We start from the raw sequence: 17,177 nt of genomic DNA on the forward strand, positions 1-17,177 counted from the left end.
AAAAATATAAAAAACAAACAATATGATAATAGAAAACTATCTAAATAATAGATATTCATTCCATTATAATGTACTAACAAACAGAACGTTTATAAAAGAACAAATCGATACCGATTATAAACTTTTGAACAGTTATAAAATCAATTCTATAAAACGTGAATTGAACAACAATAGTATTCCGTGCTCACAATCAGATATTAAATCACTTTTAGAGTCTGATTATGTGCCACAATTTAATCCTTTTACAGACTATTTTGATAATCTTCCAAAATGGGATGAGCAAATAGATTACATCCAACAATTAATTGATACCGTTGACACAACAAACCAAGAGGATTTTGCATGGGCATTTAAGAAATGGTTAGTTGCAATGGTTGCCTGTGCGATTGAAGATAAAACTACTAATCAAGCAATTTTAATTTTTACTGGTGCACAAGGTATTGGAAAAACTACTTGGATGGAAAAATTAATTCCAAATAAATTAAAAGAATATTTCTACAGTGGAACTATTCAACCCAATAACAAAGACAACAATTTACTTTTATCAGAAAGGTTAATAATCAATTTAGATGAATTAGCATCTTTCAATAAAAAACAAATTGAACTTTTTAAAGAAATGATCACCAAAGGGGTTGTCTCTGAAAGAAGAGCCTACGGACATTATACTGAAAATTATGTAAGACGAGCTTCCTTTGTTGGTAGTTCAAATCATAATGAAATTTTAATGGATGTTACGGGTAACAGAAGATTTTTATGTTTTGAAGCAAAAGCTTTTAGACGAGATTTTCACATAAATATGGACTTAGTTTATAGTCAAGTAATGCATCTTTTGAAAGAAAATTTTAAATACTATTTTGATTTAGAAGATATTTCGAGATTAGAGGAAAATAATAAAATGTTCAAACAATCTTGTGAAGAAGAAGAATGGATTGACGATTTATTTGAAATACCCTCTAATGATGAAACTGATATAATTTATTATAATGCCAGCGATATAATTGAACAAATCAAAAATCGTAAAAAAATATTTCAAAAAATTAGCCCCATTGAAATTGGCAAAATAATGACCTCAAAAGGATTTAATAAAAAGAAGATATCAGGAGGTTGGAAGTATATCATAAAATTAAAATAAAACAAGTAGGGTAAGAAGGTAAGGAGGGTAGGTATTTTTAAACACTTTATAACAACAAATTGAATCTTAATTATATTTTTAAAAGCATCTTTTTATTAAAAATCACTTACCCTACCCGCCTCTCTTCCATAAAATTCAAGAAAATGGAAAACAAAAATTATATCATATACAAAGCACAAAATACGATATCAGGAGAATGTTATATCGGTGCTACGACCAAATCTTTAGAAGAGCGTAAACAAGATCACATTCAAAAAGCAAATAAAAAAGTTGGTAGTTATTTTCAAGAAGCAATCGGGACTTATGGTCCTGAAGCTTTCACCTGGCAACAACTCGATACAGCCTCAAATCCGAACGAATTAGCTGAAAAGGAAACTATGTATATTTATGATTTCAAAGCGCTAGAGGAAGGCTACAACGGTGATTGTGGTGGAGGTTTTCAAAAGCTAGTTTATCAATACAATGAAAATGGAATTCTAATTGAAACATATAATAGTTTAACTGAAATTAAAGAAACATTAGGAATAGACAAACGGAGAATTTCAAGTGCATGTTTAAATTCCACGATGTATGATGGCTGTTTCTGGTCTTATAGACTATTAGAAAAAATAATTCCAAAAACAGATTTCCGAGTAAAAGCTGTCAATCAATATTCTTTAAATCAAGAATTTATTGAAACTTTTAAATCAGCATCCGAAGCATCCAGATTAACAGGAATATCCAAAACCTGTATTGCCCGTTGTTGTCGTGCTGAACGTAAAAGCTCAGGAGGATTTATTTGGAACTATATATAAAAATTAAGACAGCTCACAAGGCTGTCTTTTTTGGTTTATTTACTTCTTTTTATTGTTCTCTTTAATTATTTCCCCTACAACAGATTTACTAACCTTAAATTCAGTGTCTTTTAATTCGGCTTCAATCTGTCTTACTGATAAACCTTTGTTTTTAAGATCTAGTACTTTATCAACAATTGCCGTATTATCTTTTTTAAAATTTTGTCCCTTACTATTTCTTTCCCCAGTTTCTTTAAAAATTAAATCTTCAGTCATTTCCAACACATAACTTTTCTTTTTAAAAGAACTATCTAAAAAATTAGCTTTCAACACCCACAAATCTTTACAATTCTCTTTGTGACTATTTGGTCTAAGTTCAATTACACATCTCATTTTAGCTTCAAAAGCTTGTGAGCCAATGATACTGTCTTTATTTGGAGTATTCTTTTGAGTATTTTTACCAATGTGATGTAGAAATATAATTAGGCAGTTATGTTTTTTAGCAAGCTTGTCATATTCATTTAAAAATTGACGAACCTGTGTATTAGCATTTATCTCTTTGGCAAATACATCTGTAAATGCATCAATAACGATTAGGTCGCAAGGTTCTTCTTCTAAACTCAACGCCAATATATCTAGAAGATTTTCAGTGTCAAAAATGAATTTTAATTTTTTTAATTTATTTAAATCCAGATTAGCTTCCTGAACCATCAAGTATTGAATTTGTTTCCTTATTGCTGCACTAACGGAATTAGAATCATCTTCTGTACTAACATATATGACCTTATTGCTTTTACAATTTAATTTACATCCAATAAAAGTTTCTTTTTGTAAAACGATACTCAAACTAAGTTGTCTTAGAAAAGTGGATTTACCGCAATCAGAAGTCCCTACTAAAGATGCTAGCCCAACTTTTTGAAAAAAAGGATCTAGTAATTTTGGTACATTATCTATCTCTAGGTTGTATAATTCAAATGCGTCATACATACTTTTATATCCATCAATAACTTTCTTGGGAGAGGTGTTTTCTAAAGCATTAAACAAGCTGTCAAATTCACCATTGATACCAAGACTAGAAGTAGAAATGTTTTCTAAAATCACATCATTGCTATTATTCGGGGTAGGTTCAGTTTTCATCAAAATAACTTTATAGTACTAAAAACTAAAATAATCATGTGTAAATACACAATGTCCTAAAAGTATACTATTATGAGGACAGGACAAAAAAAAATCTTAATTATATAACACATTATTCTAGCAAAAAAATAGCGGGAAATTTATTTGGGAATACTTATAAAAGCAAAAATTAAAGACGATGTACAAGCCGTCTTTTTGTTTGCAAACTTTTAAAAAATAAACAAGACCTATAAAATATTACTATAAAAAAATGCCTATTTTTGTTTTTATAGCAAAAAAAAATGACTCCAATAAAAAATAAAAAAGTAGAAGGTATAATAGCAGAAATCATAGACCAATATGCTTATGCTGACAAGTCTGAGAGACCTTGGATAATAGGCTTTAGTGGAGGAAAAGACTCTACCGTTTTACTAATGTTAGTCTGGATAGCTCTCCAAAGAATTAGACAAGACTTACCTTTCCCTTTTCAATTAAAAAGAAAAGTTTATGTAGTTTGTAACGATACAATGGTTGAAAACCCCATTATTGCAAATTACGTTGAAGATGTTCTTGCGAAAATTAGTGAAGCTGCAAGAGACCAAGACTTACCAATTTTCGTTCAAAAAACAACTCCAAAACTCGAAGAAACTTTTTGGATCAACGTAATTGGGAAAGGTTATCCAGTTCCAAATAGTGCTTTTAGATGGTGTACAGATAAGCTAAAAATACGCCCTACTTCTAATTTTTTAGTTGAACAAATAGACCAAATGGGGGAAGCTATTGTTTTACTAGGAACAAGATATGATGAAAGTGCTACACGAGAAAGATCAATTCGAAGACATGAAGTAACAGGTAAAAGATTGTCCAAACATCAAACATCTGTTAACACTTACACTTATGCTCCTATTAAAGAAATGATTGTCGATGAAATTTGGTATATCATAAATACAGTGAAATCTCCTTGGGGATTTGATAATTCAATTCTTTTCAAAATATATGCGGATGCTAGTGCGGATGATTATGAATGTCCTACAGTTGTTGTAAACAAGGAACACAATTCTTGTGGGCAAAGCCGTTTTGGTTGTTGGACCTGCACTGTTGTAAAAAATGACAAATCAATGTCGTCATTAGTAAATAATGGTCAAAACTGGATGGAACCTTTATTAGCATTTAGAAATAGACTAGTTGAAGGTAGAAATATTTCTGAAAACCGTTCAGACACAAGAAGAAATGGTCAGGAAGCAGTTAGAGAAGATGGAACTTTTAATGGTAATTATACTTTGGAATACAGATATCAAATTTTAAAAGATTTATTGCAGGTTCAAAAGGAAGTTCAAAAAGAAAGACCACATATTACATTAATTAATAATCAAGAATTAATCGCTATTCAAGTAACATGGAATAGAGATGGTTATTTTGACCATACTGTGGGCGACTTATATAAGAAAATTTACAACAAAGAGATTAGTACCAACAACATCAAATCTCTTGATGATACTGAGCGCAGAATCTTGAGAGAAGTTTGTGAAGAAGAGCCAGGTTATTATCATTTAATTGATAATTTAATTACTTTACAGGAAACAAAAACACTAATGCTTTCTAAATATGGATTACATAACGATGTAGAAAAAAGAATTGAAAGTTTTGTAAATGAGAATGGGCTATGAAAATAAATAAAATAAAATTCCAAAACTTTAGAATTTATAAAGGGGTGAACGAAATAAATTTTGCTCCAAATACAGCTAAAAACATTAGTATTGTAGCTGGTAAAAACGGTTTTGGGAAGACTACTTTTTTGACTTCTCTTATCTGGGTATTCTATGGAAAAATGATGAGTGAAGTAGAAGACAAATACAAAAGAGACATCAAGAATGCTGGTGGCTATGATAATTTTTTAAAGACACTTTTAAATAGAGAAATAAAATCAGATTTCGAAAATAATAAAACAATAAGTTCAATATTCTTTGTTGAAATAGAGTTAAAAGATATTTTAATTCCTTCTATTCCTTGTAAATCTGTAGTAATTAGAAGATCTTATAATTTAAGAACAGAAATAGAAGAATTAAGAATTTTTATTGATGGCTTAGAAAATGAATTAACCAAAGAAGTCGGTTTTGAAGTCTTTATCAATGATTTTATTTTACCCCGTGAAATTGCCAAATTCTTCTTTTTTGATGCAGAAAAAATAGTTTCACTTGCAGAAGCAAAATCAAAATCGGAATTAAAAAATCTCAGTAAAGCATACTCCGAAGTTTTAGGAATTAAGAAATATGAAGATTTAAAAAAGAATTTAGAAACTTTATTGACTAAACTCAGACGAAGTGGCGCCAATAAAGTAGAACAAACCAAATTGTTTGAACTAACCGATAATGAAGCTGAATTAGTTGAATTAATTGAATTTAATCAAGAAAAAAAAGCTAACATTGATCGTGAAATTGCTAATCATAAATTAACCAGTGACAGCCTTCAAGAAAAGTTAATTAGGGAAGGAAATGGAATTACGCTAGAAGAACTTCAGTTAATGAAGTCTGAAAGAGATGTTTTAAAAGAAGAATCTGTTGAGATAAAAAGCAAATTAAAAAAACTAATGGACATTGCACCATTAGTAATTGCAGGTAAAAAATTAGTGCAGCTAAAAGAACAATTAGAATTTGAACATAATACAAATAATAATTCTATTGACAAAGTAGTCCTAGTAGAAGAATTGAATTCATTCTCTACTATTTTATTAAATAAACTAGAAGCTTTAAACCTAGATAGTAATGCAAAGCTTAAGGTGGAAGAAGCACTAAAACAATCCATTTTAGAGAAGGAAACTATAAAACAATCGAATACTTCAGGCGTAGTACTTTTAGATTATACCACAGAACAATTTAGAAACTTTGATGCAGTTTTTAATAATATCAAAGGAGCTTTTTCAAGTCAGTTTAGTGCTGTGGTTCAAGAAGAGAAAAACAATAGAATGTATCTTTCTAAAGTTTACCAACAGATTAAACAAGCAGAAGCTAGAAAAGATAATCCTTTAGCTCAAAAATTGCGTGAAGAAAAAATAGCTGTTGAGAAAAAAATCACAGATTTAAACCTTGAAAAAGGCAAATTAATAGAGGCTGTAGATGTTATGAATACCAAATTAGCCTCCAATAGAAAAGTGTTGTCGGAATACGAAAAGAATTTCAAGTTGGTTGAAACCGACCAAAAGAAATTTGAAGTAACAGAAATATTACTTTTAAAAATTAATACAATTATCCAAAAAATTAAAGAAGATAAAAAGTTTTCTTTACAAAAATCAATATTGCTTGGTTTGAAAAAAATTATGCATAAAAGCGACTTTATTTATAATGTACGAGTAAACGTAGTTGATGATGTGATGGATATTGATTTGCTGAATAAAAACGACGAAATAATAGATAAAGATTCATTATCTAAGGGAGAGCAACAATTATATGCCACTGCTTTATTAAAAGCTTTAGTTGATGAATCAGGAATTAGATTTCCAGTCTTTATTGATAGCCCATTACAGAAGTTTGACAAATACCATTCTAAAAATATTATTAAAGAGTTTTATCCGGCAATTTCGGAGCAAGTGGTTTTGTTTCCTTTGTTGGAAAAAGAATTATCTGAATTGGAATACGACTATTTAAAACCTAACGTGAACAAGGTTTTTGTGATTGAAAACCACAACAACGGTTCAAGCTTTAAACCCTATGCTGTTGACCAATTATTTACTCATTTAAAACAAGAGCAAGATGTTTACGCAAATTAAAACTAGTAAAGAAAATAAAGAAGTGGTTGCCTTGTTAACTCGTAAACTGGGCTTAGGTACCGAAAATGTAATTGCAAGAATGGCGTATACGTATTCCTTATCTCAAGATAAAAAATTAGACTTAAACGACATCAAAGATGCTGGTGGTAAAGAATATTCTAAATCAGTTCTCTTCGGAGAGTATTACGATATATATCTAGGTTTAGTTTGTGTTCATTATGGTTTATATAAGACAGACAAAGATATTGGTCGTTATATCAAAATGCATGTAGATGATGGTTTACAACTTTTAAATGAGGAAGTAAACAACCGCTCTAACATAGATGGTTTTGATTTTTTAACAGAAAAGATAAATTTTGGTTTAAGTGAAACAGTTTAGTACAATGCACTAAATTAGATGCAAGTTCAGTTTAAAGAGCAATTACTCGTTAAATAGCTTTATCACTTAAAGGAAGTAGTGTCTTTTAAGAATTCAAAAATCGTATTAATTCCATGTTTTGTTGTTGGAATTTTTATATTTCCTTTTGGAAAGGATGCATTATTTGTAGTAGGATTAGAAATCGTATCAATTGAAATTTTTAAATCACGTAAAATCAGAGTCATATCGCTTAAAGATTTACCTTTCTCAAATAAATTATATCTCAATAGCCTAATAAATGTTGAGATAAATTTTGAAGAAATTAAGTATGAATTAGTTCCCGCGCACCAATCCTTTTTAAAAACTGTTTGAATGTTAGAAAAATAGGTTTCTAAAATAGATTTAACTTTAGTATTTAAACTATCAGGGTTTGAAGTGTAATATGCTCTTGTGTTTTCAAAAATAGATAAGTAAATAGCATCATCAATTGCAACTCCATTTGTGTTTAAACCTTTAATGAAAGGTATCAAGTCATTATCAATAATTGTTGTTATTGGTACACATGGATAACCAAATTTATTCTTTTTCTTCAAAGAATTAGTCAAAAAAATGTTGCCTAAGGCATTCCTGTCTGGCCTATTGTTACACAATAAGATTACTTTGCCAGCAATTGCAGCTTCGTTTCTTTCACCAAGAACATCATACTTTATTAGATAGATAAGGTTGTTTTTAACTTTAGCTTGATTAGAATTTATTTCACAAAAAACTTTTGCTGAATTTCGTGTTATTTGTTTCTGATCGCTCGTTTGAAATTTAATTGCTGTTGCTAGAATTTCGGAATTATTTCTTGTTGTGTCACTTATGTTTGATTTAGTGTATCCAAATAACCTATGCTGTCCATCAATGATATCTATAGAACTGAATTTTTTTGGAAGTTTTAATTTTAAATTATTTGTAATCGTTTCTTCCACACAATCTTGAGTTAACACTAAAGTAATTGTATTTGGAAAAAATTTTCGCTTATTATCTAATATGAAATTGCTCGCAATATTTTTTAATTTACTTTCAATAAGTAATCTTTGATAGCTTTCATTTTCTTCTTCAAAAATAAATGGAATACCTTCATATCTCGAAACACGTGCAATTCTCAGTAATTCAGATATTTTAAATTTGAGAAGATATACATCTGCTTTGATTGTGGTGTCAGTTGCAATAATTTTATTTTCAGCTTTAATAAAATCTAAATAAAATGATTCTTCTACTTCATCTAAATCAGCTGGCAAAAAATTTAAAGCTGACAATAATTCATTTATTGCAAAATCTCCTATTAAGTTTGTTAATTGTCTTAAATATTCAATCTGGGAATAGTTGAAGATAAATAATTTAGATTGGATCTTAGGATAGTCAGGAAATTTATTCCTAGTATAATTTTCAGCTTCAAATTTTAATGAAGTTCCAAAATAAACAAATTTCCAATTATTAACTTCTTCAAAATCAATAATTTTATCTTCTGGAACTCCTAATAATTTAAATTTTTCTGATAATGATAAATGAGTGCTATTAATTAATAAATTACAGTTTCTTGTGAATTTCTTTATTTTATCAGTAAAAGAAGAACTTTGTCCAGTATATTCTAAAATCACACAAGTTTTATTTATTAAAAGTATTCCATCAATCTCGAGATGATTTCCAGCATCTTGGCTAGGATCTAAATCAGTTAAACTTATTTGACCAGGTGAAGGATAATAATCAAGTAATTTTAATTCATTTGTAAACAAATTTTGAAACCAACTTTCTAAAGCTTTATCTATTAAACCATCAAAAGAATTAATCATAATTAAAAATTAAATTTTATACAAATCAATAAACATATAATGCGAATTTTCCAATTGACCTTTATCCAATAAATCGTGTAGATGTTCTAACCCGCCATTAGCATACTCTTCAATAAAAGTGATGATTTTTGAAATTACAGTATTCAAATCGGCTTCTTGCATATCTTCCATTTCATTCCAATCAAAACCTATTTCTTCACTTCTAGTAAAAATAATCATCATTAAAAAATCGACTAATGAAGAATCTCTTTTCCACTTTCCCAATTCTAAAAAGTCCGTAGTCAAATCTCTTGGAGGTAATGGTAACTTTAAATTATTTTTTAGACCTAACATAAAAGCATAAATATACAATTCATATATAGGTCCAAATTGACTATACTCTGAAGTTCTACTTCCTTTATTTGCTAAAATTTCAATAATTGGAATTCTACTATTAGCATAACGAGGTCTTTTTATCAAAAGGTTCGATTTAAATTCTTGACTTGTCATTATTTCAATTTTATTTTAGTTGTAATTAAATCCACTTGTTCAACTCCTTCAGTTACTTGATTTACATACATAGTTTTTACCAATGGATCTTTCAATAATTTTTTCCCCAAATCATTAATTTTCATTTTATCATTTCCTTTGTATAGATCTTTAACTAATACTATGCTTTGTGGAAATACATTTCCTGTAGCTTCAAAGAACCCTTCTGTAAATCCTTCTCCAAAAGCAGAAATAGGAGCATCAGCTAATAAGGGATAATTATATTTTGCTGTATTTGCAGAAATAACTGCCATAACTACAGAAAATTTCTTCATACGTTGAAATCCTTCCGAACTACCGTGTACTACATTTCCTTTACTGTCCATATAATTAAACAGAATTGAACCTGAAGGCGATTTCTCAAATTTTAATATTCCACCCGCTAAATCATTGTATTTTATTAAGCTTTGGAAGTGCTCATTAGCATATTTTTCAAGTAAACTAACCATATTATCAAAAACTCTGTTTTTTGCTTTTTCAGTGGCATCAGCTAGATCAGAACTAATTTCATAATTCAATAAATATCCCTCTGGAATATTACTTGGTCGTAGAGATTGAATTTCTTTTTCGGTGTTATGAATATTGTTTTTTAATCTTTTAATATTATCTTTTAATCGTTCTATCTGATTAGAAGAATCTGCGATTCGTCTTATAGCGCCTTTATATCTGTTGATAATAGTTAGTGAATCTTCGCCATTACTACCAGAAATCAGAATATCTTTTCGTTGATCTTTTAATGATTTTAGTTCTTTTTTTAATTTAGTTAACCTTTCATTTAAAGAAGTTTCTTTTTCTCTGGTTTGAAGAATACTGTCATTTATATTAGAAATTTTATTGTAAAAAGGTTGAGCATTAATTTGTAAATCACTAAAAAAACTGTCCAAATTATTTTTCACAAATTCAGTTTCATTTTTAATTTCTACAGGTCTATTTTTAAGTCTAACTATAAAATCATATTCTTCAGAACCTACAGGTGCAGGTCTATTACAAACATAGCAATGCTCGTGGTCAATCATACTCTTTAGAGAAACACTATCTGGTGAATTTACAGGTAAGAAATGAAAATGTTTATTGGGGTCATTATTGATATTCAATAATGCTTTTTTCTCATAATGAATATCTCTAAACTTTTGAATTTTATTTTGAAAATCGTCTACAACAGAATCAAAACCTAATGAAATCCACGAAAAATTACCATCAAAAAACCTATTATTAATACTATCTAAAAAAGTATTATATTCATTACCAACATCTGTAGTTTTTCTAGTTTTCTCTTTTATTTTAGTATCTAATTCATTTCTTTTTTCCGCATTAGAAAAATTTTGTTCAAGATCATTTTTTTCGTGTTCAGCATCATCGTATAATTTTTCAAACTCACCGAGCTTAATATTTTCGATCGCTAATTTTCCCTCTTCATCTTGTTTAAACTTGATTGCTTTATCTAATCTTTCGTTATGGTCTGAATTGGATTTAGTTTGCTTATTCAAGTCTTTTTCAGCCTTTTCTTTAAAATCCCTGGTTAAGGTTACTAATTCTTCATAGTTACTAATATCTGTTAAAGTCCTTACTGCCTCTTCAATACTTGATTTTTTACCAAAATCAATTATACTGTCAACTTCCTCTCCTTGAAAAAAGGAATATTGTCTTAAATCTGGACGAATAAGTTGTTTGATTATGCTTGATTTTTCATCTGCATCATAAACAGGAGTGTATTTTGGTAAAATATGATCAGTTCGATTTACTTCGACATCGTTGATTGTAATTTGCCAACTATCAAATGATGTTATACTTTCGCTAATACGAGTTGCCGTAAAAGATTTTGTTATTTGATATTTAAACCTTCCATTAGAATATTCTATTTGGATTCCTGTTTCAATACTATCCCCAATAGGAGTTTCGTTTTTGGCTTTATCAGATATAATTTTTACAGCAATATCTTTTATACCTTTCTTTATTTTGTCGTCTGAATCTAATATCTGGTCATAGAACAACCATAAAAAAGCATTGAAAAATTTAGATTTTCCAGCTCCATTATCTGCTACAATAATGTTAACTCCTTCTTCAAAATCATATCGAGTTTCAAAATAATCTCCATAGTAATTGAAAAAATTCTTGAATGAAATACTATTAATAATTGATGCCATAATTAGCCTATGTTATGAATATTTTTAATTTTTTTGTAAATCTGCGAATCACTCAAATTATTATCATTCTCGTTTATAATAACCGATAGAACTTCAACTAATTTGTTATAATACGGAGCATTAGTAGTTAGCTTATCAACATCTTTTATGTTATACTTTTTGCAAAGCTCTTCGTCAGCCAATATCTCTTTTAATACTTTATTTCTATCCATTTTAAAGTTCGTTTATTATTGTGTCTAAATCCAAATCATATTTAAAACAAACGTGTTCTAAAGCTTGTTTTGAGTCATAAAAATTTAACGCTAAACTTGCAAAATAGCCAACTCTTCTCAATTCATTATGAACAAGATTTCGTTCCATATTATAAAGTTCAACATTGTTGTCATTTAATCTTGGTATTACTACCATATCGTAAATTGTTGAGAAAGGTTTATCATCGTGTTTTCTTAATAATCTACCTCTTCGCTGTATAAATTGTCTTGGATTTCCTGTACTACTCGCAAAAATTCCAACTTCTGCTCTTGGAACATCAACACCTTCATCTAGCATTTTCATTGCAAATAACATATCTATTTTTCCTTCTGAAAAACCTCTTAACAAATCATTCAAATTTTGCTCACCCCCTATATATGAATTCATTTTTAAATTTGGTAATGTCTCATTTCCGGCAATTAAAAATTTATTTAGCATTCGTTCAGATGTGCCATCTTCCTCATAAACATAACCTTCCGGTATGTAAGTAAAAATATATTTCAGTTTATTGATTTGTTTTAATTCAAGCAAAATGTTTCTAAAACATTCAATTTTATTGTTTGCCTTATGAATGATGTTTTTTCGTTTTAAAAGTAAAATCTCAACTATTGGGTCTTTTTTAAATTCGCCTTTTTCAAAATCAAAATACCTCAAAAGTTTCTTTGAAATTTCAATATACTCCTCTAACTCATCTTCGTTTAATTCAACAATTACAGGGTAATATCTATAGTTGCACAAAAAATCGTTATCCATAGCTTCTTTCATTGTAAAGCTATATATATAAGGTTCTTTATCATTAAAGAATGTATCTATAAATTCCGTTCCTTCGGGATCATAAATTCTTTTAGGAGTTGCAGATAAACCAATCCTTTTTTTAATCAATGAATTATTCATTGCAGATTTTATGTTTTTTGCGCCCATATTGTGGGCTTCGTCAGCAATTAGAATAAATTCTTGTTCTACTTTTTTGAAATACTTTTGAAATTTACTAGAAGTAAAACTCGAATAAGTAGAAATTATCACAATGTTTTTTCTTAATCCAGCATTAAAATTACTGACATAATTTGAAAATTCTTTTTCCCAATTATTTCCACCGCCAATTTTAATAATATTCTGGAAGTTAAAAGACAAAACTTCTTCTTCCCATTGATTAAGTAACGCTATCGATGGTACTAAAATAACCACAAAATAATTGTTAGTTTTTTTATACTCATTTAGCACACAGTTCAGAGAAGTCTTTGTTTTACCAGTTCCAGTTGCCATCCCAAAAACACCAGTAAAATCATTATCAACCCAATTATTATAGGCATTAACTTGATATTCTCTAGGCTTGTAAGGTGGAGGAAATCGTGGTTCATTAACAATTTTAAAGACAGTTTTGTTAAATTTCTCTTTTAGAGCATTAGTAACCTTTTTAATTTTATGCTCTTCCTCAGTATATACTTCGCTATTTAATTCAACAAGATTTAGCTCTTCATCTAAAAGCTGCTTTTCATCAAGCGATATAGATTTTTGCTTTATTATATTGATAAGTTTCTCTGGATTCAAATAAATAAAATCCTTTGATTCTTTTTTAAATATTTTTTCATAATCCTTAATTTCATTTTTAATATTGGCTCTTTCGGAAGCTTCTCCCCAAGAACGGTTAATAACAAAGCTTTCGCCATTACAAACAATACCTTTATAAGTAAAATTGCAACTGCCAATGATATTAATTACATTGTCTTCGTTGTCCCAAAACAAAGCTTCCTTGTAGTGTGAAATCTCTCCGTTTTTTGTAGTTACTGGAATAATGCTTATTCTATTATGGTCAATCAAATACCTTAAACAATTATAAAAATGGTTAACCTGTTTTTTTGTGAGAACATCGTTAAGTCGCTCTATATCATTAAGTATGTTTTGCTGGATCGAATTATAAAAATCTGGTTCTAAAACGAATTCGTCATTAATCAATTTGTAGTCATTTTCAGAAACAAAATGATTAATTAAAAAATCTATCGTACCACCATTGTATATAAATTGAGCAAAGCCATAAGATAAAGTACTTATAGAATTTGAACTAAAATAACCTAATTTGAATTGTATTTTCTTTGATATTGGAATAACTTCACCAAAAAATTCAAAAGGAATCATATCACTCGTTGATGATACTTTTAAAGTTAGGGGAAATTTAATATCTTTGAATACCATAATAATGATTAACCATAATATAAATAATTTCTAAATATAGGAAAATTAATAAAAAGGCATACAATTCGGTAACATAAAAAAGTGAAACAACCTAAAGTCTTGAATTTATTAGTATAACGGTCCTTGGTTCGAGCCCAAGAGGGGGAGCTACATTAGAAACCCGATACGAAAGTATCGGGTTTTTTTATGCTCGGAACTTTTCTGGACTTGGTTCGAGTCCGCCACGGCGGAGGAGCTACATTAGAAACCCGATACGAAAGTATCGGGTTTTTTTATGCTCGAAATTTTTTTGGACTTGGTTCGAGTCCGCCGCGGCGGAGGAGCTACATTAGAAACCCGATACGAAAGTATCGGGTTTTTTTATGCTCGGAACTTTTCTGGACTTGGTTCGAGTCCGCCGCGGCGGAGGAGCTACATTAGAAACCCGATACGAAAGTATCGGGTTTTTTTATGCTCGGAACTTTTCTGGACTTGGTTCGAGTCCGCCACGGCGGAGGAGCTACATTAGAAACCCGATACGAAAGTATCGGGTTTTTTTATGCTCGAAATTTTTTTGGACTTGGTTCGAGTCCGCCGCGGCGGAGGAGCTACATTAGAAACCCGATACGAAAGTATCGGGTTTTTTTATGCTCGGAACTTTTCTGGACTTGGTTCGAGTCCGCCGCGGCGGAGGAGCTACATTAGAAGCCTGATGCGAAAGTATCGGGTTTTTTTATGCTCGGAACTTTTTTGGACTTGGTTCGAGTCCGCCGCGGCGGAGGAGCTACATTAGAAACCCGATACGAAAGTGTCGGGTTTTTTTATGCTCGAAATTTTTTTGGACTTGGTTCGAGTCCGCCGCGGCGGAGGAGCTACATTGGAAACCCGATACGAAAGTATCGGGTTTTTTTATGCTCGGAACTTTTCTGGACTTGGTTCGAGTCCGCCGCGGCGGAGGAGCTACATTAGAAACCCGATACGAAAGTATCGGGTTTTTTTATGCTCGGAACTTTTCTGGACTTGGTTCGAGTCCGCCGCGGCGGAGGAGCTACAATAGAAGCCTGATGCGAAAGTATCGGGTTTTTTTATGCTCGGAACTTTTCTGGACTTGGTTCGAGTCCGCCGCGGCGGAGGAGCTACATTAGAAACCTGATGCGAAAGTATCGGGTTTTTTTATGTCCTTTTGTGAGCTAGGCAGCTTTTGCTTTAAGCGAGAAATTAGAAAGACTGGATTTAATAATAAGTTGTTTTTTTATGTGCCTATTCCAGCTATCCACTATAGCCCTCCATGGGCTTGCTTTTTTACTAAGCCGCTAGAGGAGCTTCCGCTGGTCGCTCTCTAGCAGCAGTAAAAATAGCACCCCCATTCTCGGGGCTGTCGTTTCTATCTGGGGCGGGGATTTGGGATTCTAAAACACATTCTCTTCCCAAGTCAAAAAAGGCAAATAATCCACCGTTTTTAAACGGTATTCCTCGCAATAGGCTTTCATCCATTTTTTTACGGTAATGTTCTTAGGTGTGTCTTATAGTGGGGTAAAAGATGATTTTAAGATAGAAGTATTTCGCACAATCAAATTTTAACAGGATCACACTTATTGTGTGTTGTGTAGATGTTTTTTTAATTATTTCTTTGAAAAATAAAATTTAAAGAAATGGATACCTCATTTGAACGCTCAGAAAATACAAAAGTCGAATGGCTTACACCTCCTGAATTAGTGAAACAACTAGGGATTTTTGATTTGGATCCTTGTAGTCCTGTGAATCCTCCTTTTGTACATGCGAAAACCAATTTTACTATAGAAGACGATGGTTTAAGAAAAAATTGGTTTGGAAGAGTGTATTTAAATCCTCCCTATGGCAAAGGAATGGAATTATGGTTGGAGAAATTAAAAAACCATGGAAACGGAATCGCTTTAATTTTTGCTAGAACAGAGACGAAGTGTTTCTTTAATCATATTTGGGATGATGCTGATGCAGTTTTGTTCGTAAAGGGTAGAATTAAATTTTATCATGTTTCAGGTGTTCAAGCAGGAACTCCTGGAGCGCCAAGTGTATTTATAGCGTATGGTAAAGAAAATGCCGAAATTCTTAAAAATGCTGGAATAGCAGGTAGGTTTTTATATTTGAAATAATCTATTTTATTTCGTAACAAATGAATTCAGCGACATTAAAATCACAATCAAAAATCCAACTGTTTTCTTGAAGGAGTTTTTTTAAAGCCTCATCTTCGTTTGTAACGTCTTCAATGATTCCTATCACTTGCATGTTTTCAACTTCTTCATTATTAGGTGAAGTTGTATTTCCTTCGGGTGTAATAAAAATGTATTTTTTCATAATTCTATTTTTGTGTAATTACCTCTACCGTTAAATTCGATTAGTCCTTTGTCTCTTAAAAATTGCAATTGCTGACGAATTTTATCCTTGATATGGTTGTTATTTGGATATTTATCTTTTAACTTATTTTCAAAAGCATACAATTCGTCTAAGGTGAAAGTTGGCTTTTTAATATCTTCAACGCAATTTAAAACATCTAATATCCAACCTCGCGCATCTAAACTTTTACTTTTTAAAAAATCAGTTCGTTGTAATTTAATATTTACTTTATCTTGCTCAATTATTTTTGAATTTTCGACAATAAAAATTCTACCACTTTCAGGTACTTTTGAAATGTCAATAGTACAACCTATCCAGCCTGCTCTTTTGGCTGTGTCTTTAAGCGGATTTCTTTTTATAATTATTTCAGGAGTAAAAAAATGTTTTGGAATCACTAAAAAATTCTCAACAGCAAAGCTTTTATTATAGCTTAAGAAGAAAAAATTAGGATTCGTATCCGATGTAATTCTTGAAATCATAGTTTCGTAGGCGCCATCATTAATAATGCGTCCTAAATTTCCATTTTTACTCTTTAATTCAAATTCTTCAGCACATACTGAACAATAAAAGTCAGCAACTGGTCGATTGTTGCTGTATTCGATAATAGGCAATGCCCCACAACAAGGGCAATATGAATTTTCTTTAACCCAATTTTCGGTCAAGACTCTTGCTATTTGGGATTTACTCGAATAACCTTCTGCTTTTTTTAAGTCAAAGTTTAAATTCATTTTACC

The 17,177-nt window shown here is 30.4% G+C and carries 15 protein-coding genes; 6 read left to right on the forward strand and 9 right to left on the reverse strand.

Annotation, left to right across the window (positions count from 1 at the left end; all coding sequences use genetic code 11):
* Window positions 1–124 precede the first annotated feature (124 nt).
* Window positions 125–1,132: a VapE domain-containing protein gene (locus tag SLW70_RS04140; protein WP_320890751.1), complete on the forward strand. Its 1,008-nt coding sequence runs from the start codon at window positions 125–127 to the stop codon at window positions 1,130–1,132.
* Window positions 1,133–1,275: 143 nt separating this feature from the next.
* On the forward strand, window positions 1,276–1,926 hold the full coding sequence (locus SLW70_RS04145; RefSeq protein WP_320890752.1) for an NUMOD1 domain-containing DNA-binding protein: 651 nt from the start codon (window positions 1,276–1,278) through the stop codon (window positions 1,924–1,926).
* Between the two features lie 39 nt (window positions 1,927–1,965).
* On the opposite strand, the gene SLW70_RS04150 is transcribed toward SLW70_RS04145, so the two are convergent.
* Window positions 1,966–3,042: an AAA family ATPase gene (locus SLW70_RS04150; protein ID WP_320890753.1), complete on the reverse strand. Its 1,077-nt coding sequence runs from the start codon at window positions 3,040–3,042 to the stop codon at window positions 1,966–1,968.
* A 281-nt stretch (window positions 3,043–3,323) separates the two neighbouring features.
* On the opposite strand from SLW70_RS04150, the gene dndC reads away from it, so the two are divergent.
* From dndC to SLW70_RS04165, 3 genes are read left to right on the forward strand one after another with little or no spacing between them, the layout of a single operon-like run.
* The gene (gene dndC / locus SLW70_RS04155) at window positions 3,324–4,688 is read left to right on the forward strand and encodes a DNA phosphorothioation system sulfurtransferase DndC (RefSeq protein WP_320890754.1); all 1,365 of its coding nucleotides are present in this window, start codon (window positions 3,324–3,326) and stop codon (window positions 4,686–4,688) included.
* Entirely contained in the window at window positions 4,685–6,784 is a 2,100-nt protein-coding gene (gene dndD, locus SLW70_RS04160; RefSeq protein ID WP_320890755.1) for a DNA sulfur modification protein DndD, read from the forward strand. Before dndC ends, dndD begins: the two co-directional genes overlap by 4 nt.
* The gene (locus SLW70_RS04165) at window positions 6,768–7,163 is read left to right on the forward strand and encodes a DndE family protein (RefSeq protein ID WP_320890756.1); all 396 of its coding nucleotides are present in this window, start codon (window positions 6,768–6,770) and stop codon (window positions 7,161–7,163) included. Before dndD ends, SLW70_RS04165 begins: the two co-directional genes overlap by 17 nt.
* A gap of 62 nt (window positions 7,164–7,225) precedes the next feature.
* On the opposite strand, the gene SLW70_RS04170 is transcribed toward SLW70_RS04165, so the two are convergent.
* From SLW70_RS04170 to SLW70_RS04195, 6 genes are all read right to left on the reverse strand, one after another.
* Complete coding sequence (locus SLW70_RS04170) at window positions 7,226–8,977, reverse strand: DGQHR domain-containing protein (RefSeq protein WP_320890757.1); 1,752 nt, start codon at window positions 8,975–8,977, stop codon at window positions 7,226–7,228.
* Window positions 8,978–8,986: 9 nt separating this feature from the next.
* Window positions 8,987–9,466, reverse strand: a complete 480-nt coding sequence (locus SLW70_RS04175; protein ID WP_320890758.1) for a hypothetical protein — start codon at window positions 9,464–9,466, stop codon at window positions 8,987–8,989.
* Window positions 9,466–11,649: an ATP-binding protein gene (locus SLW70_RS04180; protein ID WP_320890759.1), complete on the reverse strand. Its 2,184-nt coding sequence runs from the start codon at window positions 11,647–11,649 to the stop codon at window positions 9,466–9,468. Before SLW70_RS04180 ends, SLW70_RS04175 begins: the two co-directional genes overlap by 1 nt.
* Window positions 11,650–11,651: 2 nt before the next feature.
* Entirely contained in the window at window positions 11,652–11,861 is a 210-nt protein-coding gene (locus SLW70_RS04185; RefSeq protein ID WP_320890760.1) for a hypothetical protein, read from the reverse strand.
* Window position 11,862: 1 nt separating this feature from the next.
* Complete coding sequence (locus SLW70_RS04190; protein ID WP_320890761.1) at window positions 11,863–14,091, reverse strand: DEAD/DEAH box helicase family protein; 2,229 nt, start codon at window positions 14,089–14,091, stop codon at window positions 11,863–11,865.
* 1,284 nt (window positions 14,092–15,375) lie between these two features.
* Window positions 15,376–15,564, reverse strand: coding sequence for a hypothetical protein (locus SLW70_RS04195; protein WP_320890762.1), 189 nt, complete (start codon window positions 15,562–15,564; stop codon window positions 15,376–15,378).
* Window positions 15,565–15,722: 158 nt separating this feature from the next.
* On the opposite strand from SLW70_RS04195, the gene SLW70_RS04200 reads away from it, so the two are divergent.
* A complete protein-coding gene (locus SLW70_RS04200) occupies window positions 15,723–16,202 on the forward strand; it encodes a DNA N-6-adenine-methyltransferase (protein ID WP_320890763.1) in 480 nt (159 codons plus the stop codon).
* A 1-nt stretch (window position 16,203) separates the two neighbouring features.
* On the opposite strand, the gene SLW70_RS04205 is transcribed toward SLW70_RS04200, so the two are convergent.
* Together SLW70_RS04205 and SLW70_RS04210 are read right to left on the reverse strand one after the other, a co-directional pair.
* Entirely contained in the window at window positions 16,204–16,404 is a 201-nt protein-coding gene (locus SLW70_RS04205; protein WP_220761249.1) for a hypothetical protein, read from the reverse strand.
* Complete coding sequence (locus tag SLW70_RS04210; RefSeq protein ID WP_320890765.1) at window positions 16,401–17,171, reverse strand: DpnI domain-containing protein; 771 nt, start codon at window positions 17,169–17,171, stop codon at window positions 16,401–16,403. Before SLW70_RS04210 ends, SLW70_RS04205 begins: the two co-directional genes overlap by 4 nt.
* Window positions 17,172–17,177 lie beyond the last annotated feature (6 nt).

The sequence above is a fragment of the Flavobacterium sp. NG2 genome (assembly GCF_034119845.1).
GTDB lineage: Bacteria > Bacteroidota > Bacteroidia > Flavobacteriales > Flavobacteriaceae > Flavobacterium.

What these genes read in the sequence shown, in the direction of transcription:
- SLW70_RS04190 (WP_320890761.1), bottom strand. Translation starts at nt 14,091, where the DNA reads ATGGTATTCAAAGATATTAAATTTCCCCTAACTTTAAAAGTATCATCA.
- SLW70_RS04200 (WP_320890763.1), top strand. Translation starts at nt 15,723, where the DNA reads ATGGATACCTCATTTGAACGCTCAGAAAATACAAAAGTCGAATGGCTT.
- SLW70_RS04165 (WP_320890756.1), top strand. Translation starts at nt 6,768, where the DNA reads ATGTTTACGCAAATTAAAACTAGTAAAGAAAATAAAGAAGTGGTTGCC.
- dndD (WP_320890755.1), top strand. Translation starts at nt 4,685, where the DNA reads ATGAAAATAAATAAAATAAAATTCCAAAACTTTAGAATTTATAAAGGG.
- SLW70_RS04150 (WP_320890753.1), bottom strand. Translation starts at nt 3,042, where the DNA reads ATGAAAACTGAACCTACCCCGAATAATAGCAATGATGTGATTTTAGAA.
- SLW70_RS04180 (WP_320890759.1), bottom strand. Translation starts at nt 11,649, where the DNA reads ATGGCATCAATTATTAATAGTATTTCATTCAAGAATTTTTTCAATTAC.
- SLW70_RS04195 (WP_320890762.1), bottom strand. Translation starts at nt 15,564, where the DNA reads ATGGATGAAAGCCTATTGCGAGGAATACCGTTTAAAAACGGTGGATTA.
- SLW70_RS04175 (WP_320890758.1), bottom strand. Translation starts at nt 9,466, where the DNA reads ATGACAAGTCAAGAATTTAAATCGAACCTTTTGATAAAAAGACCTCGT.
- SLW70_RS04205 (WP_220761249.1), bottom strand. Translation starts at nt 16,404, where the DNA reads ATGAAAAAATACATTTTTATTACACCCGAAGGAAATACAACTTCACCT.
- dndC (WP_320890754.1), top strand. Translation starts at nt 3,324, where the DNA reads ATGACTCCAATAAAAAATAAAAAAGTAGAAGGTATAATAGCAGAAATC.
- SLW70_RS04145 (WP_320890752.1), top strand. Translation starts at nt 1,276, where the DNA reads ATGGAAAACAAAAATTATATCATATACAAAGCACAAAATACGATATCA.
- SLW70_RS04210 (WP_320890765.1), bottom strand. Translation starts at nt 17,171, where the DNA reads ATGAATTTAAACTTTGACTTAAAAAAAGCAGAAGGTTATTCGAGTAAA.
- SLW70_RS04185 (WP_320890760.1), bottom strand. Translation starts at nt 11,861, where the DNA reads ATGGATAGAAATAAAGTATTAAAAGAGATATTGGCTGACGAAGAGCTT.
- SLW70_RS04170 (WP_320890757.1), bottom strand. Translation starts at nt 8,977, where the DNA reads ATGATTAATTCTTTTGATGGTTTAATAGATAAAGCTTTAGAAAGTTGG.